Below are 22,217 nucleotides of genomic sequence, written 5' to 3'. Positions count from 1 at the left end.
ATGACCTCTGATCGTCTCGACCGTCTTGAAATCCATGTCGCCGAGCAGCAGCAGATGCTCGATGATCTCTCTGAAGTTCTGACCCGTCAGACCCGGGAGATCGAGGCGCTGAAAGCGCGGCTGAGCCAGTCTGACACCCGCATTTCAGAGCTGGAGGCGGGCCTGCCGGCCCCGGCGAACGAGAAGCCGCCGCATTATTGAGCGCGGTCCACTCGACACAGACGGAAACGGGCGGCCCTGTGGCCGCCCGTTTTGCGTCAATTATACGGGTTGGGCATGCGGCCCATATAGTGCCAGTCGCCGTCGCGCATGAAGAACAGGCCGGTGGCGGTTTCGTTCAGACGCGGGCCGGGCGGCGGACCCGAGCGCTGGAAATAGAGCGTGAAGGCGCACTCATAGGCCACCTCGGGCACGGTCTGCACCCGGTCGCGCGCCCAGTCCGGCAAGTCCTCGCGGGTCAGTCTGCGCCAGGCGCAGCTGTCTACATTGACCCGCCGCAGGGCGGCCAGCGCCTCAAGCGTGTCATCCCGGGTGCGCTCGCGCCGGGCCTCCTGAACCTCCAGCTGATAGCGGAAGGCGGACATGCGCTCGGCACGGCTCTCGCTGGCCAGATTGTCATAGCCATCAAAGCGCAGGGCGGCTTCATAGGCGCGACGGGCGATCTGGTGATTGGGTGCGGGATAGTCCGGCGCCGGGGGCGGGCCCGAAACCTCCTGACAGGCGGTGAGTGCGAACAGGAGCACCAGTAACAGGGCACGCATGGATTCCCCCTTCGGGCAACGCATTGCAGCGTTCAGTATCGCCTCAGGGGTTTAACGAGACCTCAAAAAAAAGCCCCGGGCGTCCGCCCGGGGCTTTAAACAGAGGCCCTAGCCGATCTTGAGCTGGGCCATCAGCGCTTCGGCGACCGGGCGAGATGAAGCCGGGTTCTGGCCAGTAATCAGGCGGTGATCGGACACGGCGAACGGCGCCCAGTCATCCCCCTTGTGATAATCGCCGCCCTGTTCCTTCAGCGCGTCTTCGAGAAGATGGGGGACGACGTTGGTCAGGCCCACGGCCTCTTCCTCGGAATTGGTGAAGCCGGTGACCTTGCGGCCCTTGACCAGCGGGTGGCCATGCTCGTCCTTGGCGTTCAGCAGGACGGACGGGGCGTGGCAGACCGCGGCGACGGGCTTGTCAGCCTTCCAGAACGCCTCGATCAGCGCGACCGAATGCTCGTCATTGGTCAGATCCCAGAGCGGGCCATGGCCGCCAGGATAGAAGACGGCGTCAAAGTCCTCTGAACTGACAGTGTCGAGCATGACCGTATTGGCCAGCGCTTTCTGCGCGTCCTCGTCGTTTTTGAAGCGACGCGTGTCCTCGGTCTGGGCGCTTTCGTCATCGCTTTTGGGATCAAGCGGCGGCTGGCCGCCCTTGGGCGATGCGAGGGTGATCTTCGCCCCGCCATCCTTGAAGGCGTAATAGGGGGCCGCGAATTCCTCGAGCCAGAAGCCGGTCTTTTCGCCGGTGTCGCCGAGTTGATCATGAGAGGTCAGGACCATCAGGATATGCATGGGGGGAGCTCCTTCGGGGGGATGAGCACTAAGACGTAGGTGCGCATGGATGCGCTTCAACCACGCGTGAGGTGTGGGTATCAGACGATCAGGACGAGGACGGCGAGCGGGCCAGTGATCGCCAAAGCGTCCTCGGTCAGCGCAGCCTTGAAGTCAGAATCAAAGCGCGACGCCAGCCAGCCGCGCAGATAGGCGCAGCCATAGGTCCCCGCCGCTGCGCCCAGTATTCCGGCCATGGCGGGCAACAGGCCGCCAATCGCCGCGCCAGCCACCGAGGCCGAGATCAGCCGCGCCAGAAGGCCGCCGGTTTGCGTGCGCGACGGGGTGCGGGGCTGCTTGTCGCCCCACAATTCCAGCCCGGCCAGAATGGCGAGCGGGAGGAAGGCCCACCACTCACCCAGCCAGGCAAAGGGGGCGATCAAAGTGTCAGGCGACAGGAACAAGGCGTAGCCGCTGACCAGGGCCAGCGCCATGAAGGTGCGTGCGCCGGTCAGAAGCCCGAGTAGAAAAGCGGCCAGTATCGTCATGCCCGTCCCATCATTCGCCTGTATCTGGCAGACCCAACGTCTATCGTGCGCGATAGTTCCGGCGAAAATCTCAGGATTGTACAGCGTCAGGCGCAGAGAGCGCGCTGCGCACGCGCGGCAGGATGCGGCGGCTGACCGGGACTTCCTCGCCCCAGCGCAGGATCAGGCGACCACCACCGCCCGCCTCGCGTTCAAGCGTCTCCACATGGGCGGTGTTGACGATGTGAGAGCGGTGCACGCGCAGGAAGGTCGGAGGCAGTTGCTCCTCCAGCCTGGCGAGGGTGATCGTGTAGAGGACGCAGCGCCCGTCTTCGTAATGAAGTTCTGCATAATCGCCGGCGGCCTGAATGCGGGTGATCTCCTGTGTGCGAACGAAGTCCGTCCGGCCCCCGTTCTCCAGCTGCAGCGTGGCTGGGTCAGACGCCTGACGCGCCAGCGCGAGCGCCGTGTCCAGCGCCTCGGCGCGGCGGGTTTCAGACGCCCTGATGCGTTGCTCGCGCAGCAGGGTCAGCGCCTGCTGGACGAACAGGGCGATCAAGAACAGACCGGCGAGCCAATAGAGGTGAAAGTCGATGAAGACGCTGTCTGTGTAGACGGCGATGACCGCGGACAGGGCGAACCCTGCTGCGAAGATGCGCGCATCCCGGCGGCCTCTGAGCCCCTGATAGCCGCAAACGATTGCGCACAGGGTGAAAGCCAGCGTCAGCACCGCCCAGGTCTTGCCGTCAAAGCCGCGGCTGAGAAAGACGGGGAGCAAGAGGAAGAGTGCGCCCAGACCCAGCCCTGCCACGCGGGTGTTCAGCGAGAGCGGCGTGAAGCGCTTGAGCACCAGCGCCATCAGGCTGAGCGAGGTCAGGAAGGCGCTGGCGACAATGCCGATCAGCCGCCAGTCATGCAGCGGATAGGGATAGCTGATCAGCCCGCGCGCGGCCTCGATCAGCAATTGCGCGCCGAGCGCTGCACACAGCACAGCCAGAATGACGGGGTCCTCCTTGTCCTCGGCGCGGGCGGCCATGGCGGTGAACACCAGCACGCCCAATGCGAAGACCCCGAACATGATCAGGCTGGGCCAGTAATAGCTCAGGATGCGGCTGGTCGGAGAACCGTACTCGGCCAGAAACGCCGCCTGCATGGGGGCTGTCAGGTTCAGAAAGCCATGATGGGAGGACAGACGCAGGACGAGCGTGTTCTCACCTGCGACGAACACGTCCCGGGGCGCATGGGCGGCGAAGTCGATCCGGCCCGGACGTTCCCGGGCGGCTGTGTCTCCCGGCACGCCATTGGCGCCGAGCAGAACGCCATTGAGATGGATCTCGCTGGCGGCGAGCCCGGACAGATAGACGCCCTTGGGGCCGGGCGAGGCGATCCAGTCCGCATCGAGCATGAGTTGGGCTTGCACCCACAGATGCCGTCCTTGCGGATCCAGCGCATTGAAGTCCATCGTCTCACACTCCGGCCCGGTGAAATCGGGCAGGGCGCTTGTCTCGCCGGTCACAGGACAGACGGTCAGCGGCGCGTTGCGCAGGGTGAGCGGTTCCTGCGACCGGGCGGAGCCTGTCGACATGAGGGCGATGAGCGCCAGGGCGCAAAGGAACAGGAAAAATCGGGTCATGTGCCGGAAGTGTAAAAGGTGCGCCGTTCGTCGATCCGACCTCGCCGCTCACCGATGAGCGCCTGACGGGGCGGTGACCTGGAACAACCATGACCGCTGTCCCGCCGCAAGAGCGGGAGACCCACTATGGAGACAAAACATGCGGTCAGGACTTCTCTCCCTCATTCCGGCGATCGCGCTGTCCGGCGCGGCCATGGCTGAAGAGCCGATCATGTTCACCAGCCATTCGGGCGAAACTGTCGAGGCGTTTCAGGGCGCGTTCAGCGTGCCGGAGAACCGAAGAAGCCCCGATAGCCGGATGATCGAGATCGGCTATGTGCGCTTCCCCGCGCTTGAGGGCGCCAGCGGATCGCCCATCGTCTATCTGGCGGGCGGGCCCGGCGGGTCGGGAACCGGGACGGCGCGGCGCCAGCGCTTTGACCTGTTCATGCAGATGCGCCGCCATGGCGATGTCATCGCCTTTGACCAGCGCGGCACGGGCCTGTCGATCAATGACTTGCCGACCTGCGTCTCTGATGTGCGCGTGTCTGAAACAGAACCAAGCCGGGATGCGGATCTGGCGCACGCCTATCGTCAGGCGATGCAGGACTGCCGGGTCTTCTGGTCGGAGGCCGGCATCGACATTGAAGGCTATACGACCGCCGAAAGTGTCGAGGACATTGCCGATCTGCGCACGCATCTGGGCGCGGAGCAGGTGACGCTATGGGGCATTTCCTATGGCACGCATCTGGCCATGGCGGCGCTCAAGGCCATTCCCGACCAGATTGACCGCGCCATTCTGGCCAGCGCGGAAGGGCTGGATCAGACGGTGAAACTGCCATCTCAAACAGAGGCTTACTTTGATCGTCTGCAGCAGGCTGTGAACACTCAGCCCGCCACTGCCGCCCTCTATCCCGATATTGCCGCACTGATGACGCGGGTGCATGAGCGGATGGAGCAGGCGCCTATGATGATTGAGGTGCGCACGGCTGAGGGCGTCAGGCCCTTCCTGCTGCAGCGTCGGGATCTGCAACAGATCACGTCAGGACTGATTGCGGATCCGGGGACGGCGGCGATTGCGCTGGCCATGTATGCCGAGATTGATCAGGCGGGCAGCGCCCATATCGCGTCCGCCATTGTGGGCCAGTATTACGAGCTGGGTCAGCCGATCACCCTGCAACCCATGCCCGCGGCCATGGATCTGGCGTCCGGCATCAGTGCGGCGCGTCTGGCGCAGGTGGAGGCTGAAGTCCCCACTGCGCGGCTGAGCGGCTATCTGAACTTTCCCATGCCTCAGATGCTCGGTGTCTGGGAGGACTTTGATCTGGGAGACGCCTTCCGCGCCGACCCGGTCGGCGACACGCCAATCCTGCTGCTGTCGGGCACGCTGGATGGCCGCACCTACCCGCAGAGCCAGCGCGAAGCCCTGTCAGGAATGAGCGAGGTGGACTGGGTGATCGTTGAGAATGCGGGGCACAACCTGTTCATGACCACGCCGGACGTTCATACGGTCATGCATCGCTTCATGAGCGGCGCGGATGTGGATGGCGAGCATATTATTGCGCCGCTTCCCGACCTGACTGACCTGCCGTTCTAGCCGGGCCTGGCCAGACCTTCGGGTCTGGCCGGCTTCGCGTCCTGGTGCGCCAGGGTGATTGTCAGCTGCGCCAATCAGCGCCAGTCTTCCAAGAGTGGTGAGGGCGGGAGCAGCTCCGGGATGATCGAGCTCTGGGTGCAGTTCATTTCAGCCGGCGCGGCGGGCGTGGCCCTGTTCGCCGCGCTTCAGCTTCTCTTGCTCGATCGACAGGACGCGGGCACGCATCCACGGCATGCGCGCAAGGCGCTGGCCGCGTTTCTGGGGCTGAGCGCGCTGTCGGGTTTCGAGCTGTTGTTCGAGCAGGCTGGCGTCTATGACACGGCGCCTGCCCTGATTGGCGTGCTCTGGCCGTTCCGGTTGTTCTATGGCCCGGTCCTGCTCATTTATGTGCTCGACATGACGCGGGCGCCGGATGCGGCCTGGCCCCTGCGTCTGAAGCTTCAGATCTGGGGGCCGGCGATCGCGGCGTTTGTCACAAGCTTCAGCTTCTTTGCGCTGCCAGCCACCATTCGTCAGAGCGTATACGGGTTGAGTGAAGCGGGAAGTTCATCGGTCTTTTGGGTCGTCCTGATTTTCAGTGCGCTGTTTCTAGTGCTGACACTGGCCTATCTCGGCGTGGCCTTCTGGGTGCTGACGCGCAATCTCAAAGCGGTGCGGCAAATCTTCTCCAATATCGAGAACCGCACCCTGTCCTGGTTGCGCGTGGTCTTGCTGCTGATGCTGGCGGCGTGGAGCTGGGGCGCGATCAAGACGCTGTTCCCGGTCAGCCTGATCTCCAACCCGCTTGTCGATCTCAGTGACGCGCTGGTGGAGTGTGTGTGGATCGTGACGGTGGGGCTGTATGGCTTGTGGCAGGCTCCGGTCTTTCGCGATGGTCAGGATGCGCCCCAGACCCTTGAACCCGCCGAAAAATATGCGCGCTCCGCCCTGTCTGATGCGCGTCAGGCCCAGATCGCGGAGCGGCTGGAAAAGCTGATGGCGAAAGAGCAGCTCTATCGCGATCCCATGTTGTCGCTGGGCGTGCTGGCGTCCCGACTGGCGGTGAGCCCCAATCACTTGTCGCAAAGTCTCAACGGGCATCTGGGCGTGAGCTTCTTTGACTACGTTAACCGCCTGCGGGTGGAGGAAGCGGTGTCCCGGATCCGCGAGACGTCCGAGCCGCTTCTGACCATTGCCTATGATGTGGGCTTCAACTCGCGTTCTACCTTCAATCTCGCTGTCAAAAAGCTGACGGGACAGGCTCCAAGCGCCTTTCGGGAGGGCTAAGCCCTGTCCGATCCGTCACGTCCGGACAGATCGGGGGTCTGATCGGACCCGTTCGGACGCGCGCCTCCGCCCCGACTGATAGAGCCGACATGTCATCTCCCCCAATAGAAGAGACATGTCATGACCAAACTCCTGACGGGCGCCGCCCTGATCCTTGCGGCGATTGCCCTGCCCGTTTCCGCCCATGCCCAATATGAAGAGCCCGATACGGGCCGTGTCCTGATGCTGGGCGCGGGCGCCTATGCGGTGACCAATCCTTATGAGAGCGCCAAGGACGATGTTGAGCTGGGCGCACTGCCGCTTTTCCTGTTCCAGCAGGGGCGGGTGAAAATTGATCTCAGCGGGCTGAGCTGGCGCGCCTTTCAAGCCGGGCCGGTGCAGCTGGAAGCCCGGATCAGTCCGCGCATACCGCTTGTGGATCCGGACGACACCGAGCTCTTTGACGGGCTGGACCGGGATGTGGGCGTGGATGCGGGTTTGCGCCTGACCGCCCATCGGGGCGCGTTCAGCGCCAACGCGGAATATCTCATCGACATCAGTGATCAGTCGGGCGGCCAGTCTGTCGACCTCAATATGGCCTGGAGCACGGCGCCGACAGAGCGTCTGGAGCTGGAGGTTTCTGCAGGCGTTGTCTGGAGCGATGAAGACCTCTCAACCTGGCTCTATGGCCTGACCACTGAGGAGGCGGTGATGGCGCGCGCCTATGAGTTCGGCGTGACGCCGGGCGCGCCCTCGGGCGGGGTATGGACCCCGCATTTCGGGGTGCAGGCGCGCTATCGGGTGTCTGAACGGGTCCTGCTGATCGGCGGTGTGGAGGCGGACCTCTACAATTCCGACATCACGGATAGTCCGCTTATGGCCGATGACAGCTCGACAGGTGTTTTCATCGGCATCATGCGCCGGTTCTGATCATGGAGGCGCCTCATGCAGTGATGGCGGAACGGGGCGGCGCGCTGGCGTCGTCCCTGTCCTCTGCAGACCGGACGGTCGAGACCATCCGGATTCTGGGAATCTGGCTCCTGGCCAGCGCCCCGATGCCGCTCCTGGCCTGGGTCCTGGTTCCGCTGTGGATCCGTCACAGCGACGAACTGCCGGGCCTGATCTTCTGGAGCTGCATCATTCTGGGCATGGTCTGGCTGACCGGGGTGGCCATCCTGGTGCTGCGACTGGAAGGCATTGAATTCACGTGGCGAGCGCTCAAGACCCGGCTCTGGCTCAACCCGCCGCTCTGGCCGATCGGAGGCCAGCCGGCGCCGCCCGCCTTTTTCGCCATTCCCTTCCTGTTCGCGGCAGGCTGGTTCGGTGACTATGCCGTTGAGGCCTGGTTCAGCTCGACCCCGCTGGGCCAGTCCTTGCTGGCTCTGGCGCCTGCGCATGCTTTTATCGAGACCCTTGCCATAGCTGATCTGCAAGGGCGTTGGGATGTGGTCGCGCTCGCCCTGGTCTCATGCCTGTTCAATTATGTGCTGGGGGAAGCGCTTCTGTTTCATGGCGTCCTACTGCCGCGCATGGTGAGAGCCTGGGGACGTTGGGCCTTTCTGGGCAATGCGCTGCTGTTTGCGGGCTATCACAGCCATAAATTCTGGATGATGCCGGCCCTGATCCCCAGCTGCATCGCCTATGCGCTGCCCGCCCAGATTTTCCGCTCCAACTGGATGTCCCTGATCCTGCATGGCCTGGAAGGGGTGATCCTGGTCTGGGTCGTGATCAGCGTTGTTTCGGGTGCGGCGTGAGGTTCGGCGTTCGCGAGCGGGTCAGGGCGCCGCGCGCAGCCGCGTTCACGATGCGCTGGAATTTCGGGCAGTCCATATGGCGCGGGTGAGGGCAGTCCGCGGCATGGCGCAACCCGTCGCGCATGGCGGTCAGGCGCCGGATGGATTGATCCAGCTCGTCCGCTTTCTCCAGCAATCTATCTCGTTCGATACGGGGCTGGTCGGAGTCCCCGAACATCGCGGCGATCTCATCCAGGGTGAAGCCTGCCGCCTGGCCAAGCGCGATCATCGCCAGCCGCTCTATGACCTGTTCCTCGAACAGGCGTTTGAGCCCGCGCCGGCCCACAGCGGTGATCAGACCGCGTTCTTCGTAATAGCGCAGAGTGGAGGCCCGCAATCCGGTCTGGCGGGCGACCTGGCTGATATCGAGTTCGGACATGGCTTGACCTCAAGTTCACTTGAAGTGGCAGCCTGTCCCTGTTGCGAGCGTTTCGCAATCAAATTCAGGAGCTCCCATGTCCCACATGCCCACGAATATCCCTGATCAGTCGCAGATCTGGAACGGTCCTGCTGGCCGCGCCTGGGTGGAAGCCCAGAGTGTGCTGGATGACATGTTCTCCGGGATCGCCGAATATCTCACAGCCCAGACACGCGCGCTGGGCGCCAGACAGGTTCTGGATGTGGGCTGCGGGGCTGGCGCGACAACCATGCAAATCGCCAACGTGACGGAACGCTGTGTGGGCGTGGACGTGTCAGAGCCGCTGATCACGCTGGCGCAGCAAAGGGCGGTCCTGGCCGACAGCCCGGCCCGCTTCATTCTGGATGACGCTCAGGTCCATGACTTTGAGAACGGTGCTTATGATCTGATCGTGTCCCGTTTCGGCGTCATGTTCTTCAACGATCCTGTCGCTGCGTTTGAAAATCTGCGTCGCGCGACGCGACCTGGCGGCGCCCTGCGTCTGGTTGTCTGGCGTTCCGCGACAGAGAACGCCTTTCTGACAACGGCAGAGCGCGCGGTCGAGCACATGTTGCCTGATCTCAGTCGGCGCAAGGATGGCGCGGTCGGTCCATTCGCTTTTGCCGAGCCTGGCGCCATATCGCGCATGCTGGAACGTGCGTGCTGGTCCCGTGTGCGCTTTGAGCCCGTGGACTTCACCGCCAGTTTCGTCCTTGAGGCGCTGGAGCTCTACATGACGCGTCTGGGCGCGGTCGGGCTGGTCTATGCCGAACTGGAGCCCAGATTGCAGGCCGCGCTTGTGGAGTGCCTGCGTCAGGCCTATGCGCCCTACACAATTGATGGGCGGATCCGGTTTACGGCGGCCTGCTGGGTCATCTGCGCGGATGCGGAGGCATGATGGCGCCGGAGCTGGCGGACAGCCTTGTACTGGGGCTTGGCGCCAGTTTGATCATGGATGGCTGGGCGCTGTTGCGCCAGTACACGACCCGTACTCCCATGCTCGATTATGGCTGGATTGCGCGATGGGTTGCCGGGTTGCCTTCAGGGCGCATGAGTGTGGTTCCGGGGCAGGGCGCACCGTTGTCCAAGATCGAGAGAAGTCTGGGCTGGATGCTGCATTACGCAATCGGCGCCGCCTATGCGGGTGTCTTCCTCAGTCTCGCCGGACCGCTCTGGCTTGAAAGCCCGTCTGTCTGGCCAGCGCTCGCATTCGGAGCCGTCACATCTCTTGCGCCCTTCCTGATCTTGCAGCCGGCGTTGGGGCGCGGCGTCTTCGCAAGTCGCACGCCCGCGCCCCGAGCTGCACGTGTCCAGACCCTGCTGACGCATCTGGTCTTCGGGGCAGGATTATATGGGACGGCCCTGGGGCTGCTTGCACTCAGAAGCTGAATGCAAAACGGGCGGCTCGATGAGCCGCCCGCCTTGTCTTGTCTGAGAGGGAAAAGGCTTATTCGCCGTCTTCCTCTTCGCCCGGAACCGGGAAGCCACGGTCACGCATCAGCGGCTCGACAGTGGCGTCGCGGCCGCGGAATTCGCGATAGGCTTCGGCCGGATCGACCGAGTTGCGCGGGGCGAACAGGGTCGCGACCATGCGCTCGGCCAGATCGGCGTCATAGAAGCCGCCCGGCGCTTCAGCGAAAGCTTCCGCTGCGTCCGAGGTCAGAACGTCGGCCCACATATAGCCGTAATAACCGGCCGAATAGCCTTCACCGGAGAAGATGTGCCCGAAGTGCGGGGTGCGGTGACGCATCGGCAGCTCTTCCGGCATGCCCAGACGCTCCAGCGTTTCACGCTCGAACGCATCGGGGTCCAGACCTTCCGGATCAGCAGTGTGCAGATACATGTCCACCAGGGCGGAGGCCAGATACTCGGTAGTGCCGAAGCCCTGGTTGAAGGTGGAGGCGGCGCGGATGCGGGCCACCAGGTCTGCAGGCATGGGCTCGCCGGTTTCGGCGTGGCGCAGATAGTTGTCGATCACCGGCTGGGTCAGCACCCAACGCTCCAGCAGCTGGGACTGGAACTCGGTGTAGTCGCGCACGCCGCCATTCAGGGTGGGGTAGGCGACGTTCGAAGACAGGGCGTGCAGGGCGTGACCCATTTCGTGGAAGAAGGTCGTCGCGTCATCAAAGCTGATCAGCACCGGCTCGCCCGGGGCGCCCTTGATGAAGTTGGAGTTGTTGGACGACAGCACGGTCTCTTCACCGTCAAAGGTGGTGTGGCCGCGATAGCTGTTCGCCCAGGCGCCCGAGCGCTTGCCCTGACGGGCGTAAGGATCGAGATACCACAGGCCGATATGGTCGCCGGTGTCGCGGTTGGTTACTTCCCAGACGCGTACATCGGGGTGGAAGACCGGTACAGAGCCGTCGGTGATTTCTTCAAATGCGAAGCCGAACAGCTCGCCCGAGACCATGAACATGGCTTCGCGCAGATTCTCGATGTTGAAGTACTGCTTCACTTCCTCGGAGTTCAGGTCGTATTCGGCCTGACGCACCTTTTCCATGTAGTAGCGGTAATCCCAGGGCTCGATGGTGATGTCATCGCCGCGCTCATCAGCCAGAGCCTGCATCTGGGCGACTTCTTCCTCGACGCGGGCGATGGCGGCCGGCCAGACGGTTTCCATCAGCTCCAGAGCGCGCTCGGGCGTGCCCGCCATGCGGTTCTCGAGGCGCCATTGGGCGTAGTTGTCATAGCCCAGCAGCTCCACGCGCTCGTCACGCAGAGCCAGGATTTCGGCGATGATGGCGTTGTTGTCGAACTCGTCGCCATTGTCGCCGCGATTGTAATAGGTGCGCCAGACCTCTTCGCGCAGGTCGCGCTCATCGGAATAGGTCAGGAACGGGTCCATGGAGGAGCGGGTGTTCAGCACCGCATATTCGCCCTCATGACCCCGCTCGGCGGCAAGGTTGGCGGCGGCGGAAATGAAGCTGTCCGGCAGGCCCGACAGCTGGTCGTCACCGAGATAGGTGACGTAGTTTTCTTCATCCGCGAGCACATTGTTGCTGAACTGGGTGTGCAGCTCGGCCAGACGCGACTGGATCGCGGCATAGCGCTCGGCTTCGGCGCCCTCAAGGGTCGCGCCGTTACGGGCGAAGCTGTCATAGGTCAGCTGGACAAGGCGCTGCTGGTCGGGGCGCAGGGTCGCCATTTCCTCACCGTCATGGACAGCCTGGATGCGCGCGAACAGGGCTTCGTTCTGGGTGATCTCGGATGAGAACGCCGACAGGACCGGAGCCATCTCTTGCTGGATTGCGCGGAACTCCGGCGAGCTCATGTTCGAGGACCAGATGCCGTAATAGACAAACACGCGGTTGAGTGCGGAACCGGCGCGCTCCATTTCGACAATGGTGTTCTCGAAGGTCGGCGCTTCGGGATTGTTGGCGATCGCTTCGATCTCGGCGCGATTGCGGTCCATGCCGATTTCGAGCGCTTCACGCAGAGCGCCCAGATCCATCTGGTCAAAGGCCGGCACGCCGCCATAGGGGCCGGTCCATTCCGCGGTCAGCGGATTGCTGGCGACGGCCTCATCGGTCATGGACGCGTCGGTCGCCGGGGTCTCGGCGGTTTGCGATGCGGTGGTCTGAGTGTCCGCGGCGGTGTCAGCCGGCTGGCTGCAGGCTGCAAGCGCAAGGCCGCTGGCGGCGGCGAGAAGCAGAGAACGCATGAAATCCCCTCCCAAAGGATGCTGAGTCAATTGGCGCGCACCATAGGCCATCAGCCCGTGCTGGCGAAACAGTCCACACAGCCTGTGCGCATTACGATATGTTCAGATGGGGCAGGGCGTCAGTCTTCGCCAGCCCCGCGGTCTGCAGAGTCATCCGCGCCCGGCGGCGCATACATCACCGCAATCCCCATCTGCAGGCTGGCGAAGGTGGAGCCGATGAAGAAGGCGAGAAGAAGGCGCGCGCCCGTCCCCGCCGGATCGCCTGCAGTCAGCGTACGAAGGTGACCGATGTCAAACACCAGGATCACGGAGGTGAACGCAATCCCGATCGCCATACCCAGCACGGCGTGACGCAGCAGAAATCTCAAGAGATCGGTCATCTCGCCTCCAATCCGGGCAGAGATTAGGCCTGAGCGGCCGGACATCAATCTGACCAGACGCCGCACATGGCCAAGCCCACTCGCCAGCGCGAGGAGAGTCGGTTTAAGCTCTTCGCGCTCAAGGGGAGGGCGTGTCTATGGGCGTTCTGATCACTGGCCTCGTGATCTTCATCGGGGTGCATCTGACGCGGGTCCTGGGGATCAAGGCGCTGATGGTCAAGGTGACCGGAGAGGCGCTATTCGCGATCTTCTATTCCGTGCTCAGCACGATCGGGCTGACGCTAATTATCTATGGTCAGATCCTGGCGCACCCGTCCGTGACGATCTGGCAGCCGCCCGCCTGGACGCGCACCGTGGCGCTGGTCGCCGTGCCGATCTCGCTGGTGCTGATCTTCGCCACCTACCTGCCCAGCCATATCCGCTCGATCACCCGTCATCCCATGACGCTGGGGGTGTTCCTGTGGTCGGGCTCACACCTTCTGGCCAATGGCGAGCTCGCTTCGATCATCCTGTTCGGGGCGTTCGCCGGCTGGTCGCTGATCCTGCTGATCGAGGGATACTGGACGGGCGGTCACTTCGCCCGGCCCGGCGTATTGTGGGCGGATCTCACCGCGCTGCTGGTCGGCGTGTCCGCCTCGGCGCTTCTGGCTTATTTCCACATGCAGTTTTTTGGCGTCGCTGTCGTCGAGTTTGCATCCAATCGCGCCGCACCCGGCATCTAAGCGGTACAGGACGCACAAACAGCGTCCCAATCTGGAGGTTGATTATGGAAGACATTCTGGTTCCGCTGGGCCTGTTTTCGATGGTGGTGGCGATCGTCGCCATCAATGTCGCCGGTTCCGCGTCGCGTCGGAAAGCCGTTCTGACCACGGTGCAGGAAGCCATCCGCTCGGGTCAGCAGCTGACGCCTGAAACCATCAAGGCGCTGGGCGTGCAGGAAAAGCCCAAGGGCGGTGATCTGAAGGCCGGTTCCATCCTGATCGCGATTGCGGCGGCTCTGGTCGTTCTGGGCTTGGCCATCAGCAATGTGGACGGCGATACGGAGATCGTCTCCATCATGTCCGCAGTCGCAGCCTTCCCGGGCTTTATCGGCGTGGTGCTGATCCTGTTCGGTCTGTTCTCGAAGAAGAAAGACCAGGACTGATCCGGTCCTCTGGCGTGGAGTTGGGGCATGACGCCCAGTGATGGCGAACTGATTGCGATGGTGATCGCGGGCAAGGACCAGAGGGCGTTTTCCTCTCTGGTCTCCCGCCACCAGTCCGCCGTACGCGCCGTGCTGATGCGTCTGTGCCGCAATGCGGCGCTGGCCGATGATCTGGCGCAGGAGACGTTCATCAAGGCCTATAACAAGATCACCGCCTATACCGGGGCGGGCTCGTTTAAGGCCTGGCTGTGCCGGATCGCCTATACCGAATTCCTGATGAGCGCGCGCAAGCGCAAGGCGATCGACAAGACGATGGAAAAGCTCAAGGCCCAGCCCATGGAGACCCATCAGGCTCCGTCCGATGGCGGCGCCCGGGTGGATCTGGATCGGGCGCTCTCGACGCTGGGCGAGGAAGAGCGCGTGTGCGTTGTGTTATGCTATGCGTCAGGACTGTCGCATTCTGACGCGGCGGAGGTCACAGGCCTTCCGCTGGGCACGGTGAAGAGCCATGTCAATCGCGGCAAAGCCAAACTGAAAGCCTGGTTCGAACGCAAGGAGGCAGCGGCATGACGGACGAGTTTGATCCCATGATTGACGACGCCTTTGATGCGGAGCTGTCGGCGATGTTCGCCGAAGTCGCGCCGCCCGCTGAGGATCCGGTCTTCGTCGCGCATGTTGAAAAGCGCCTCAATAACCCGGACCGCATGCGTTTTCTGGCGCTGGGCGGGGCCGGGGCGACGGGATCGGCGGTCGCAGGCAGCCAGCTTGAGAACCTAGTGGGGCTGATCCCCGCTGACCAGGTGCATGGCGTTTTGGGGCAGGCGCTGGGCTTCTTTGGCCCGGAAGCGATTGTCACGGCCCTCTTCGGCATCATGGCGCTCGGCTTCGCCTGGGTGCTCCCGGGCGTGCGCAGCTATATCTGATCCTGACCGGACACGGTGTCGTCAGCCGACTTGTGCGCGTGCGAAAGCGCGATAGGCTGCGCGCCTCTGACGTCCTAGGGAGGTGCCGCCATGTCCGCTCAAATCCAAGCTACGGTCAAACGCCTGACCCCGCCGGACATCCGCGCCCGCAAGGGCGGCGTGCCCATTGTCTCCCTGACCGCTTACGACGCGCCCATGGCGGCGGTGATGGATCCGCATACCGATCTGATTCTGGTTGGCGATTCGGTCGGCATGGTGGTTCACGGTCTGCCCAACACCATTTCCGTCACACTGGAGATGATGATCCTGCATGGCCAGGCGGTGATGCGCGGGTCCAAACAGGCTCTGGTCGTCGTGGACATGCCGTTTGGCAGCTATGAGCAATCAAAAGAACAGGCCTTCGCCAACTGCGTGCGCATGCTGCAGGAGACCGGGGCCGGGGCCGTGAAGCTCGAAACCAGCGTGCAGATGGCTGAAACCGTGCGCTATCTGGTCGAGCGCGCCGTTCCTGTGGTCGCCCATGTGGGGCTGCGCCCCCAGGCGGCGCTGGCGGATGGCGGCTTCAAGGCCAAGGGACGCGATGAAGACAGCCGCGCCAAGGTTCTGGCCGAAGCCCGCGCGATGGATGAGGCGGGCGCCTTCGCCATTGTGGTTGAGGGGGTGGCCGAGGATGTGGCCCGCGAAGTCACCGAACAGGTGTCAGCGCCCACGATCGGCATCGGCGCGTCCGCAGCCTGTGACGGGCAGGTGCTGGTGATGCAAGACATGCTGGGGCTGTTCGACTGGACGCCGAAATTTGTCAAAAAATACGGTAGCTTGCGTGAAATTGCCGATGCCGCCTTCCAGGCCTATGCCGAGGATGTGCGTTCGCGGGCCTTTCCGGGGCCTGAACATGTCTACAGCGCGAAGAAGCGCTGATACCGCAAGCGCGTATTGCCCGGCGCGGTACACGCGGCTAGGGTCCGGCGCACAGAATTTTTAAAAGAGTGGAGCGCCCCCAGTGGTCGACGTTTTCGACGAAGTCGAAGAAGAGCTGCGCCAGGAACGGTACAACGATCTTCTCAAGAAATGGGGGCCGTGGGTTGGCGGCGTTGCAGGGGCGATCGTGCTCGGCGTGGGCGCCTACCAGTTCATGGAATGGTCCACCAAGCAGCGCGCCGATGCGGCGTCCGATCAGTATCAGGCGGCTGCCGAACTCTATGAAGCCGGCAATCTTGTGCAGGCGGACAGCCAGTTCCAGGCGCTCGCCGAGAACGCGCCGCGCGGCTATGAGACCCTGGCGCTGATGCGTCGCGCGGAAATCGCGCTGTCCCAGGGCGATACCGAGCAGGCGGCCCGTCTGTTCGGCCAGGCCGGCGAGCTGAGCCCCGAACCGATGATCCGGGATCTGGCGCGCTATCAGGCTGCGCTCGCCCAGTTTGATTCCCTGTCCTTTGACGATCTCGCCAACCGGCTTGAGCCGCTGACCGAAGGCGCGGCTCCGGTGGGGCTTCTGGCGCGCGAATTGATGGCCGCCGCCGCCCTGCGTGACGAGCGCTGGGACGAGGCGCGTCAGCGCTACCAGCTGTTGTCCATCGCGCTTGATCTGCCCGAGGGCATGAGCCAGCGCGTGATGCAGGCCCAGTCCTATATCAACCAGAACGCGCCTGCGGCTGAACCGGTTGAGATGGCCGCCGAGCCTGAAACCATCGCTGAAACGCCCGCTGAAACGACCGAGCAAGCCCCGGCTGAGACCGAGGCAGAGCCCGCCCAGCAAGAGGAGGACGGGCAGTGACCCTGTCTCGCACCCTTCCGCTTTACGCGTGTCTGGCCGCCAGCCTTGTCCTGACGGGCTGTGGCGCAGGCGAGCGCCTGAGCAATCTGAACCCGTTCCAGGGCGAAGAGACCGATGATCCGAATGCGCCGCCTGAGTCCGAACGTCGTTCGGTTCTCGAGCTGGGCGATACGCTGCAGGTCGGTGAGGCCAGCGTTGCGACCTTGCCGCGCGCCTATGTGAACACCGCCTGGCCGCAAGCGGACGGGTATCCGACCCACGCCATGCAGCACACCCAGGCAAGCGGTGATCTGAACGTGGTCTGGCGCGAGCGCATCGGCGCCGGCTCTGGCCGGAACGCCCGCATCAATGCGCGTCCGGTGATTTCTGACGGCGTGGCCTACACGATTGATGCGGAAGGTCGCGTTTCTGCCCGCAATCTGTCAGACGGCGACGAAATCTGGCGCACGCGTCTGGACGATCCGTCCCTGCACGAGGCGGAAGGCGACGGCTTCCTGCCCTTCTTCCGTGGCGGCGACCGGGTTCTGACCTTTGGCGGCGGCCTGTCCTTTGACAGCGGCCGCATCTTCGCCCACTCGGGCGGCGGCTTCTTCGTCGCGCTGGATGCCGAGAGCGGCGAAGAAATCTGGCGCGCCCATTCGCTGACCCCGTTCCATTCTGCGCCGACGGTTGCCGATGGCCGGGTCTTCGTGTCCACGGACGACAACGAGCTTCTGGCCCTGGACGCCAGCAATGGCGAAGTGCTGTGGACGCACCGCTCCATTGCGGAAACCGCCCGTATTCTGACCGCTCCGAGCCCGGCCGTGCTGGGTGAAGTGGTGATCGCGCCGTATTCGTCGGGCGAGATCGTGGCCCTGCGGTCGCAAAACGGAACGGTGCTGTGGTCGGATTCCCTGACCCGCGCCGGCGGTCTGACCCCGCTGTCCACCATCAACGATATTGCTGCGAGCCCGGTCATTCTGGGTGATGCGGTGTATGCGATGAGCCATTCCGGTTCGATGGCGGCGTTTGACATCCGCACTGGCGAGCGCGTCTGGGAACAGCCTGCGGGCGGCCTGAATGCGCCGACCATTGCGGGCGAGAACCTGTTCCTTGTGACGGTGAACGCCGAGCTGGTCGCGATTGACCGCAATAGTGGTGAAGTGCGCTGGCTGACCCAGCTGCAGCAGTTCCGCAATGAGCGCAAACGCAAGCATCGCGTCTCCTGGGCGGGGCCGATTCTGGCCGGTGATCGGCTGGTTCTGGCGTCCTCAGAAGGGGAGCTTGCCTTGTATGATCCTGCGAACGGCGCACGCCTGGGTGACCGCAATCTGGGAGATTCGGTTTACATTGCGCCTGTGATCGCAGATGAAACGGTGCTTGTGCTGACCGATGAAGGCCGCCTGATCGCGCTACGCTGATTTCAGGGGGCTCTGGAGCCCGGTAATTGAAATCGACCCTGCCTGCCCTCGCCATTGTGGGACGGCCCAATGTGGGCAAGTCCACGCTGTTCAACCGCCTCGCCGGCAAGCCGCTGGCGATCGTGGACGATCGTCCGGGCGTTACGCGCGACCGGCGTGAAGCGCGTGGCCGTATTGGCGACCTTGAACTGCGTCTTGTGGACACCGCCGGTTATGAAGATGACAAGGCGGGCATCGAGGCGCGCATGCGCGCCCAGACCGAAGCCGCCTTGGATGAAGCCGATGTCTGCGTCTTCCTGATTGATGGACGCGAAGGCATCACGGCCATGGATGAGCGCTTCGCCGACGTGCTGCGCAAATCGCACAAGCCGGTGATCCTGGCCGTCAACAAGTGCGAAGGCGCCAAGGGCGAATACGGCGCCATGGAAGCGTGGAAGCTGGGCATGGGCGAACCCGTGCCGGTGTCTGCGGCTCATGGCGAAGGCATGGGCGATCTTTACGCCCGCCTGTCTGACGCCATCGAGGCCGCCCAGGACCGCATCCGCGCCGAGCTGGAAGCCGATGGCGTGGGGGAGGGCGATGACGAAGAGGATCCGCCTCTGCGTCTCGCTGTCGCCGGGCGCCCGAATGTGGGCAAATCCACGCTCATCAACGCCCTGATCGGTGAAGACCGTCTGATCACCGGCCCTGAAGCGGGCCTGACCCGGGACGCCATTGCGGTGGAATGGGAGTGGGACGGTCAGCGCGTGCGCCTGCACGATACCGCCGGTTTGCGCAAACGCGGCAAGGTGGATGACCGGCTCGAACGGATGAGCGCCGCCGATACGCTGCGCGCTATCAAGTTCGCCGAGATCGTGCTGCTGCTGGTGGATGCCGAACGCCCGTTCGAGAAGCAGGACCTGACCATTGCTGACCGTGTCGTCACCGAGGGCCGGGGCCTTGTGGTTCTGATCACCAAATGGGACCTGATCGAGGACAAGCAGGCGAAACTCGCCGAGCTGCGCGAGGAGTTCGAACGCCTTCTGCCACAGATCAAGGGCGCCCCGCTGATCCCGATCTCCTCGATTTCGGGCCGCGGTCTTGAGATGATCATGCCCGCCGTGTCAGCGCTGCACAAGAACTGGGACGTGAAGGTGAAGACGCGCGATCTCAATGACTGGCTCGCCGAGATGGTTCAGCGTCACCCGCCGCCCGCCGTGGACGGTCGCCGCGTGAAGCCGCGCTATCTGAGCCAGACCAAGGCGCGTCCGCCGACCTTCGTTCTGATGGCCAGCCGGGCGGCGCACCTGCCTGACAGCTACAAACGCTATCTGATCAATGGCCTGCGCGAGGCGTTTGATCTGCCCGGCGTGCCGATCCGCCTGATCGTGAAGGGGCAGAAAAACCCCTACGCCAAGGACAAATAAAAAAGGCGGCCTCCGGGCCGCCTTTTTCGTGTCGGTTGGTATGTCCGGCTAGCCTTGTGCGTCCACGATCACGCCATTGCGGGTTTCGGTGGGCAGGCACAGCTCCACCAGTTTGGGCGCGATGTCGGACGGGGCGGGCAGGGACTGCGGATCCTCGCCCGGCACGGCCTGGGCGCGCATGCGTGTGCGGGTGGCGCCGGGATTGAAGAGATTGACCTTCAGGGGCTGTCCGTCCAGTTCCTCGGCCCAGGACTGGACCAGATTGTCGAGCGCGGCCTTGGAGGCGCCATAGGCGCCCCAATAGGCCTTGGCGCGGCGGCTGCCGACGCCGGAGGTGACAAACACGGCGCGTCCCGCGTCAGAGGCCTTCAGAAGGGCTTCAAACGCACGGATCATGCGCGCAGGCGCGATCAGGTTGGTTGCGAGGGCTTCGTTCCAGACCTTGGACGTCAGCTGCGAGGCGGGTGTCAGCATGCCCAGAACGCCGGCATTCGCCACCATGATGTCGAGCTTCTTCCATCGGGCTGTTACGGCCTCGGCGAGCTTTTCAATGCCGTCCTGGGAGTTGAGGTCGAGCGGGACGAGGGTGGCCTTGCCGCCCATCGCCGTGATGGCGTCATCCAGCTCTTCCAGCCCGGCCTGAGTGCGGGCGGTGGCGATCACCTCCGCGCCAGCCTCTGCCAGTTTCAGCGCGATGGCATAGCCCAGTCCGCGCGAAGCGCCGGTCACCAGCGCTACGCGGCCTGCAAGCGGTTTGTTGTCGGTCATGCGTCAACCAGAAGTGAGAGTTGCTCTTCCTTGGAGGACGCAGCGCGATCGTGGTCCACAAGGCGAGTGGGGTAATCCCCGGTGAAATAGTGATCGGCGAGCTGCGGCCGCTCGGGATTGCGGGCTTCGCCGTGAACGGCCCAGTACAGGCCCTCGACCGACAGGAAGCCCAGCGAGTCGCATTCCAGCATCTCGCCCATCTTCTCCGGGTTCAGGCTTGCGGCCATCAGCTCTTCGCGCATCGGCATGTCGATGCCGTAGAAGTCCGGATGGGTGATCGGCGGGCAGGCGGAGCGGAAATGCACTTCCGTGGCGCCGGCCTCGCGCACCATGCGCACGATCTTTTTCGACGTGGTGCCGCGCACGATGGAATCGTCCACCAGCAGCACCTTCTTGCCGCGCAGCACCGAGGCGTTGGCCGAGTGCTTGCGCCGTACGCCCAGATCACGCTTGGCCTGGGTCGGCTGGATGAAGGTCCGGCCTGCGAAGTGGGCGCGGATAATGCCCAGATCGAACGGTTTGCCGATCTCTTCGGCAAAACCCAGGGCGGCCGCCATGCCGGAATCGGGCACCGGCACCACGACATCGATATCGGCCGGGCATTCCTGAGCCAGACGGGCGCCCATGCGCTTGCGCGCCTCATAGACCGAAATGCCGTCAATGACGGAATCAGGACGGGCGAAATAGATGTATTCGAACGCGCATGTCCGCGCCGGACGGGCCGGAGCATAGCGGCGGGTCTCCATGCCTTCGTCAGAGACGATGACGACTTCGCCAGGCTCGATATCGCGGATATAGCGCGCGCCGATCATGTCCAGCGCACAGGTTTCAGACGCGAAGATCGTCGCGCCTTCCAGCTCGCCCATTACCAGCGGGCGAATGCCCAGCGGGTCGCGTGCGCCGATCAGAAGATCATTGGTCATCGCCACGAGCGCAAAAGCGCCTTCGATCTGGGTGAAGGCGGAGATCAGGCGCTCGACGGAATCAGGCTGCTTGGAGCGCGCAGCGAGCTGCAGGATCACTTCGGAATCCGAGGTGGACTGGAAGATGGCGCCGCCAGCGACCAGCTCCTCGCGCAGCATGCGGGCATTGGTCAGATTGCCATTGTGCGCCAGTGCGATGCCGCCGCCGCGCACGTCAGCGTAGAGCGGCTGCACATTGCGCATGCTCGACCCGCCGGAGGTGGAATAGCGCACATGGCCGATCGCCATGTCTCCTGTCAGGCGCTCAAGCCGCTTGGGTTCGGTGAAGTGTTCGCCCACCAGGCCCAGATGGCGTTCGGTGGTGAACCGGCCCTTGTTGCGGTCATAACTGGTGATGCCGCAGGCTTCCTGTCCGCGGTGCTGCAGGGCATGCAGACCAAAGGCGGCCAGGACCGACGCATCGGCCACGCGACGCACGCCGAACACGCCGCATTCTTCCTGCGGGCGGTCGGTGGCGGGATCATAGGTCAGGCTGGGGAAGCTCATCCGTCCTCGTCCTCGTTTGTGCGTTCGATAAGCCGACCGATGGGGTCTTCGTCAACGCTCTCTTGCGGTTGGTCTGCAGGCGCCTTGCCTTTGACCCAGCTGGTCTCGGGGGCCAGCGATTGAAGAAGGTTCGCGCTGGCCTCGGCCAGCGGGTAAACGCGCGAGCCCGTCAGCCAGTTCGGCGTGGCGCCGGGCAGGGTGTTCTTGAACACCAGAACCAGAAGGCCCAGCAGCACGAGACCGCGCGCCAGACCGAAGACAAAGCCGAGGGCGCGATCCAGAACCGGCACGTCCTCGCCCTGTTTGACATTGTGCGTCAGCGGGCCGGTGACGAAGCTGACGGCCAGATAGACCAACAGGAACACCACACCCATTGCGATGAGGTTGGCGAAGAGCGCAGACCCGAACACCGACTGCATCAGCGGCGCGAACACCGGGCGGGTCCAGAGCGCGGCAAGCGCGGCGGCCACCAGCGCGGTCACAGTCAGCGCCTCGCGCACGAAACCGCGCGTCAGCGCCATGACCCCGGACGCAAACAGGATGAGTAGGGCGAGGATGTCAAAACCGGCTAGCGCTGCGTTCATCGTCG

General features: G+C 63.8%; 25 protein-coding genes. 15 read left to right on the top strand and 10 right to left on the bottom strand.

Annotation, left to right across the window (positions count from 1 at the left end; genetic code table 11):
• Positions 1-201: a SlyX family protein gene (locus ACFELO_RS08535; RefSeq protein ID WP_440957351.1), complete on the top strand. Its 201-nt coding sequence runs from the start codon at positions 1-3 to the stop codon at positions 199-201.
• 56 nt (positions 202-257) lie between these two features.
• Here ACFELO_RS08535 and ACFELO_RS08530 read toward each other — a convergent pair whose 3' ends face one another.
• The 4 genes from ACFELO_RS08530 to ACFELO_RS08515 all read right to left on the bottom strand — a co-directional run bounded on the left by ACFELO_RS08530 (position 258) and on the right by ACFELO_RS08515 (position 3,692).
• Positions 258-761: a hypothetical protein gene (locus ACFELO_RS08530; protein WP_440957350.1), complete on the bottom strand. Its 504-nt coding sequence runs from the start codon at positions 759-761 to the stop codon at positions 258-260.
• Between the two features lie 108 nt (positions 762-869).
• Positions 870-1,553: a type 1 glutamine amidotransferase domain-containing protein gene (locus ACFELO_RS08525; protein WP_440957349.1), complete on the bottom strand. Its 684-nt coding sequence runs from the start codon at positions 1,551-1,553 to the stop codon at positions 870-872.
• A gap of 80 nt (positions 1,554-1,633) precedes the next feature.
• Complete coding sequence (locus ACFELO_RS08520; RefSeq protein ID WP_440957348.1) at positions 1,634-2,080, bottom strand: DUF4126 domain-containing protein; 447 nt, start codon at positions 2,078-2,080, stop codon at positions 1,634-1,636.
• A 70-nt stretch (positions 2,081-2,150) separates the two neighbouring features.
• On the bottom strand, positions 2,151-3,692 hold the full coding sequence (locus ACFELO_RS08515; protein ID WP_440957347.1) for a LytTR family DNA-binding domain-containing protein: 1,542 nt from the start codon (positions 3,690-3,692) through the stop codon (positions 2,151-2,153).
• 139 nt (positions 3,693-3,831) lie between these two features.
• Here ACFELO_RS08515 and ACFELO_RS08510 point away from each other — a divergent pair, with 139 nt between their 5' ends.
• From ACFELO_RS08510 to ACFELO_RS08495, 4 genes are all read left to right on the top strand, one after another.
• Positions 3,832-5,268 carry an alpha/beta fold hydrolase gene (locus tag ACFELO_RS08510; RefSeq protein WP_440957346.1) on the top strand — a complete coding sequence of 479 codons (1,437 nt, stop codon included), beginning with the start codon at positions 3,832-3,834 and terminating at the stop codon, positions 5,266-5,268.
• A gap of 120 nt (positions 5,269-5,388) precedes the next feature.
• On the top strand, positions 5,389-6,534 hold the full coding sequence (locus tag ACFELO_RS08505) for a helix-turn-helix domain-containing protein (RefSeq protein ID WP_440957345.1): 1,146 nt from the start codon (positions 5,389-5,391) through the stop codon (positions 6,532-6,534).
• A gap of 120 nt (positions 6,535-6,654) precedes the next feature.
• The gene (locus ACFELO_RS08500; RefSeq protein WP_440957344.1) at positions 6,655-7,443 is read left to right on the top strand and encodes a MipA/OmpV family protein; all 789 of its coding nucleotides are present in this window, start codon (positions 6,655-6,657) and stop codon (positions 7,441-7,443) included.
• A gap of 2 nt (positions 7,444-7,445) precedes the next feature.
• Positions 7,446-8,267: a CPBP family glutamic-type intramembrane protease gene (locus tag ACFELO_RS08495; protein ID WP_440957343.1), complete on the top strand. Its 822-nt coding sequence runs from the start codon at positions 7,446-7,448 to the stop codon at positions 8,265-8,267.
• Here the strand turns inward: ACFELO_RS08495 and ACFELO_RS08490 are convergent.
• Entirely contained in the window at positions 8,242-8,685 is a 444-nt protein-coding gene (locus ACFELO_RS08490) for a helix-turn-helix domain-containing protein (RefSeq protein ID WP_440957342.1), read from the bottom strand. The two genes, ACFELO_RS08495 and ACFELO_RS08490, sit on opposite strands and share 26 nt — an antisense overlap.
• A 76-nt stretch (positions 8,686-8,761) precedes the next feature.
• Between ACFELO_RS08490 and ACFELO_RS08485 the strand changes: the two genes are divergently transcribed.
• Entirely contained in the window at positions 8,762-9,601 is an 840-nt protein-coding gene (locus ACFELO_RS08485; RefSeq protein WP_440957341.1) for a class I SAM-dependent methyltransferase, read from the top strand.
• A complete protein-coding gene (locus ACFELO_RS08480) occupies positions 9,598-10,092 on the top strand; it encodes a DUF2938 family protein (RefSeq protein WP_440957340.1) in 495 nt (164 codons plus the stop codon). The genes ACFELO_RS08485 and ACFELO_RS08480 overlap by 4 nt, the downstream gene beginning before the upstream one ends.
• Before the next feature lie 58 nt (positions 10,093-10,150).
• On the opposite strand, the gene ACFELO_RS08475 is transcribed toward ACFELO_RS08480, so the two are convergent.
• On the bottom strand, positions 10,151-12,364 hold the full coding sequence (locus tag ACFELO_RS08475) for a M3 family metallopeptidase (RefSeq protein WP_440957339.1): 2,214 nt from the start codon (positions 12,362-12,364) through the stop codon (positions 10,151-10,153).
• A 119-nt stretch (positions 12,365-12,483) separates the two neighbouring features.
• Entirely contained in the window at positions 12,484-12,744 is a 261-nt protein-coding gene (locus ACFELO_RS08470) for a hypothetical protein (RefSeq protein WP_440957338.1), read from the bottom strand.
• A gap of 137 nt (positions 12,745-12,881) precedes the next feature.
• Between ACFELO_RS08470 and ACFELO_RS08465 the strand changes: the two genes are divergently transcribed.
• From ACFELO_RS08465 to der, 8 genes are all read left to right on the top strand, one after another.
• Complete coding sequence (locus tag ACFELO_RS08465; RefSeq protein WP_440957337.1) at positions 12,882-13,466, top strand: NnrU family protein; 585 nt, start codon at positions 12,882-12,884, stop codon at positions 13,464-13,466.
• A 44-nt stretch (positions 13,467-13,510) separates the two neighbouring features.
• Complete coding sequence (locus ACFELO_RS08460) at positions 13,511-13,888, top strand: DUF6249 domain-containing protein (RefSeq protein ID WP_440957336.1); 378 nt, start codon at positions 13,511-13,513, stop codon at positions 13,886-13,888.
• 27 nt (positions 13,889-13,915) lie between these two features.
• Entirely contained in the window at positions 13,916-14,458 is a 543-nt protein-coding gene (locus ACFELO_RS08455) for an RNA polymerase sigma factor (RefSeq protein ID WP_440957335.1), read from the top strand.
• On the top strand, positions 14,455-14,811 hold the full coding sequence (locus ACFELO_RS08450) for a hypothetical protein (protein WP_440957334.1): 357 nt from the start codon (positions 14,455-14,457) through the stop codon (positions 14,809-14,811). The genes ACFELO_RS08455 and ACFELO_RS08450 overlap by 4 nt, the downstream gene beginning before the upstream one ends.
• Before the next feature lie 90 nt (positions 14,812-14,901).
• Positions 14,902-15,729 carry a 3-methyl-2-oxobutanoate hydroxymethyltransferase gene (panB, locus tag ACFELO_RS08445; RefSeq protein WP_440957333.1) on the top strand — a complete coding sequence of 276 codons (828 nt, stop codon included), beginning with the start codon at positions 14,902-14,904 and terminating at the stop codon, positions 15,727-15,729.
• A gap of 82 nt (positions 15,730-15,811) precedes the next feature.
• Positions 15,812-16,585: a tetratricopeptide repeat protein gene (locus tag ACFELO_RS08440; protein ID WP_440957332.1), complete on the top strand. Its 774-nt coding sequence runs from the start codon at positions 15,812-15,814 to the stop codon at positions 16,583-16,585.
• On the top strand, positions 16,582-17,985 hold the full coding sequence (locus ACFELO_RS08435; RefSeq protein ID WP_440957331.1) for an outer membrane protein assembly factor BamB family protein: 1,404 nt from the start codon (positions 16,582-16,584) through the stop codon (positions 17,983-17,985). Before ACFELO_RS08440 ends, ACFELO_RS08435 begins: the two co-directional genes overlap by 4 nt.
• A 38-nt stretch (positions 17,986-18,023) precedes the next feature.
• Positions 18,024-19,391 (top strand): ribosome biogenesis GTPase Der, encoded by a 1,368-nt coding sequence (gene der, locus ACFELO_RS08430; protein ID WP_440959912.1) that lies wholly within the window; start codon positions 18,024-18,026, stop codon positions 19,389-19,391.
• 48 nt (positions 19,392-19,439) lie between these two features.
• On the opposite strand, the gene ACFELO_RS08425 is transcribed toward der, so the two are convergent.
• Genes ACFELO_RS08425 through ACFELO_RS08415 form a run of 3 tightly spaced genes read right to left on the bottom strand, consistent with a single transcriptional unit; the run spans position 19,440 to position 22,212 of the window.
• Positions 19,440-20,159: an SDR family NAD(P)-dependent oxidoreductase gene (locus ACFELO_RS08425; protein ID WP_440957330.1), complete on the bottom strand. Its 720-nt coding sequence runs from the start codon at positions 20,157-20,159 to the stop codon at positions 19,440-19,442.
• On the bottom strand, positions 20,156-21,628 hold the full coding sequence (purF, locus tag ACFELO_RS08420; protein WP_440957329.1) for an amidophosphoribosyltransferase: 1,473 nt from the start codon (positions 21,626-21,628) through the stop codon (positions 20,156-20,158). Before purF ends, ACFELO_RS08425 begins: the two co-directional genes overlap by 4 nt.
• Positions 21,625-22,212, bottom strand: a complete 588-nt coding sequence (locus tag ACFELO_RS08415) for a CvpA family protein (RefSeq protein WP_440957328.1) — start codon at positions 22,210-22,212, stop codon at positions 21,625-21,627. Before ACFELO_RS08415 ends, purF begins: the two co-directional genes overlap by 4 nt.
• Positions 22,213-22,217: the final 5 nt, after the last annotated feature.

The organism is Oceanicaulis sp. LC35, from assembly GCF_052055585.1.
Classification (GTDB): Bacteria; Pseudomonadota; Alphaproteobacteria; order Caulobacterales; family Maricaulaceae; genus Oceanicaulis.
Note: the sequence above shows the minus strand (reverse complement) of the source record. Positions and strands in the feature narration are given on the sequence as shown.

Coding starts and splice junctions, on each gene's coding strand:
- ACFELO_RS08455 (WP_440957335.1), top strand. CDS start 13,916: ATGACGCCCAGTGATGGCGAACTGATTGCGATGGTGATCGCGGGCAAG.
- ACFELO_RS08450 (WP_440957334.1), top strand. CDS start 14,455: ATGACGGACGAGTTTGATCCCATGATTGACGACGCCTTTGATGCGGAG.
- ACFELO_RS08515 (WP_440957347.1), bottom strand. CDS start 3,692: ATGACCCGATTTTTCCTGTTCCTTTGCGCCCTGGCGCTCATCGCCCTC.
- ACFELO_RS08485 (WP_440957341.1), top strand. CDS start 8,762: ATGTCCCACATGCCCACGAATATCCCTGATCAGTCGCAGATCTGGAAC.
- ACFELO_RS08530 (WP_440957350.1), bottom strand. CDS start 761: ATGCGTGCCCTGTTACTGGTGCTCCTGTTCGCACTCACCGCCTGTCAG.
- purF (WP_440957329.1), bottom strand. CDS start 21,628: ATGAGCTTCCCCAGCCTGACCTATGATCCCGCCACCGACCGCCCGCAG.
- ACFELO_RS08475 (WP_440957339.1), bottom strand. CDS start 12,364: ATGCGTTCTCTGCTTCTCGCCGCCGCCAGCGGCCTTGCGCTTGCAGCC.
- ACFELO_RS08490 (WP_440957342.1), bottom strand. CDS start 8,685: ATGTCCGAACTCGATATCAGCCAGGTCGCCCGCCAGACCGGATTGCGG.
- ACFELO_RS08470 (WP_440957338.1), bottom strand. CDS start 12,744: ATGACCGATCTCTTGAGATTTCTGCTGCGTCACGCCGTGCTGGGTATG.
- ACFELO_RS08495 (WP_440957343.1), top strand. CDS start 7,446: ATGGAGGCGCCTCATGCAGTGATGGCGGAACGGGGCGGCGCGCTGGCG.
- ACFELO_RS08510 (WP_440957346.1), top strand. CDS start 3,832: ATGCGGTCAGGACTTCTCTCCCTCATTCCGGCGATCGCGCTGTCCGGC.
- ACFELO_RS08465 (WP_440957337.1), top strand. CDS start 12,882: ATGGGCGTTCTGATCACTGGCCTCGTGATCTTCATCGGGGTGCATCTG.
- ACFELO_RS08520 (WP_440957348.1), bottom strand. CDS start 2,080: ATGACGATACTGGCCGCTTTTCTACTCGGGCTTCTGACCGGCGCACGC.
- ACFELO_RS08505 (WP_440957345.1), top strand. CDS start 5,389: ATGATCGAGCTCTGGGTGCAGTTCATTTCAGCCGGCGCGGCGGGCGTG.
- ACFELO_RS08415 (WP_440957328.1), bottom strand. CDS start 22,212: ATGAACGCAGCGCTAGCCGGTTTTGACATCCTCGCCCTACTCATCCTG.
- ACFELO_RS08460 (WP_440957336.1), top strand. CDS start 13,511: ATGGAAGACATTCTGGTTCCGCTGGGCCTGTTTTCGATGGTGGTGGCG.
- ACFELO_RS08500 (WP_440957344.1), top strand. CDS start 6,655: ATGACCAAACTCCTGACGGGCGCCGCCCTGATCCTTGCGGCGATTGCC.
- ACFELO_RS08480 (WP_440957340.1), top strand. CDS start 9,598: ATGATGGCGCCGGAGCTGGCGGACAGCCTTGTACTGGGGCTTGGCGCC.
- panB (WP_440957333.1), top strand. CDS start 14,902: ATGTCCGCTCAAATCCAAGCTACGGTCAAACGCCTGACCCCGCCGGAC.
- ACFELO_RS08525 (WP_440957349.1), bottom strand. CDS start 1,553: ATGCATATCCTGATGGTCCTGACCTCTCATGATCAACTCGGCGACACC.
- ACFELO_RS08425 (WP_440957330.1), bottom strand. CDS start 20,159: ATGACCGACAACAAACCGCTTGCAGGCCGCGTAGCGCTGGTGACCGGC.
- ACFELO_RS08535 (WP_440957351.1), top strand. CDS start 1: ATGACCTCTGATCGTCTCGACCGTCTTGAAATCCATGTCGCCGAGCAG.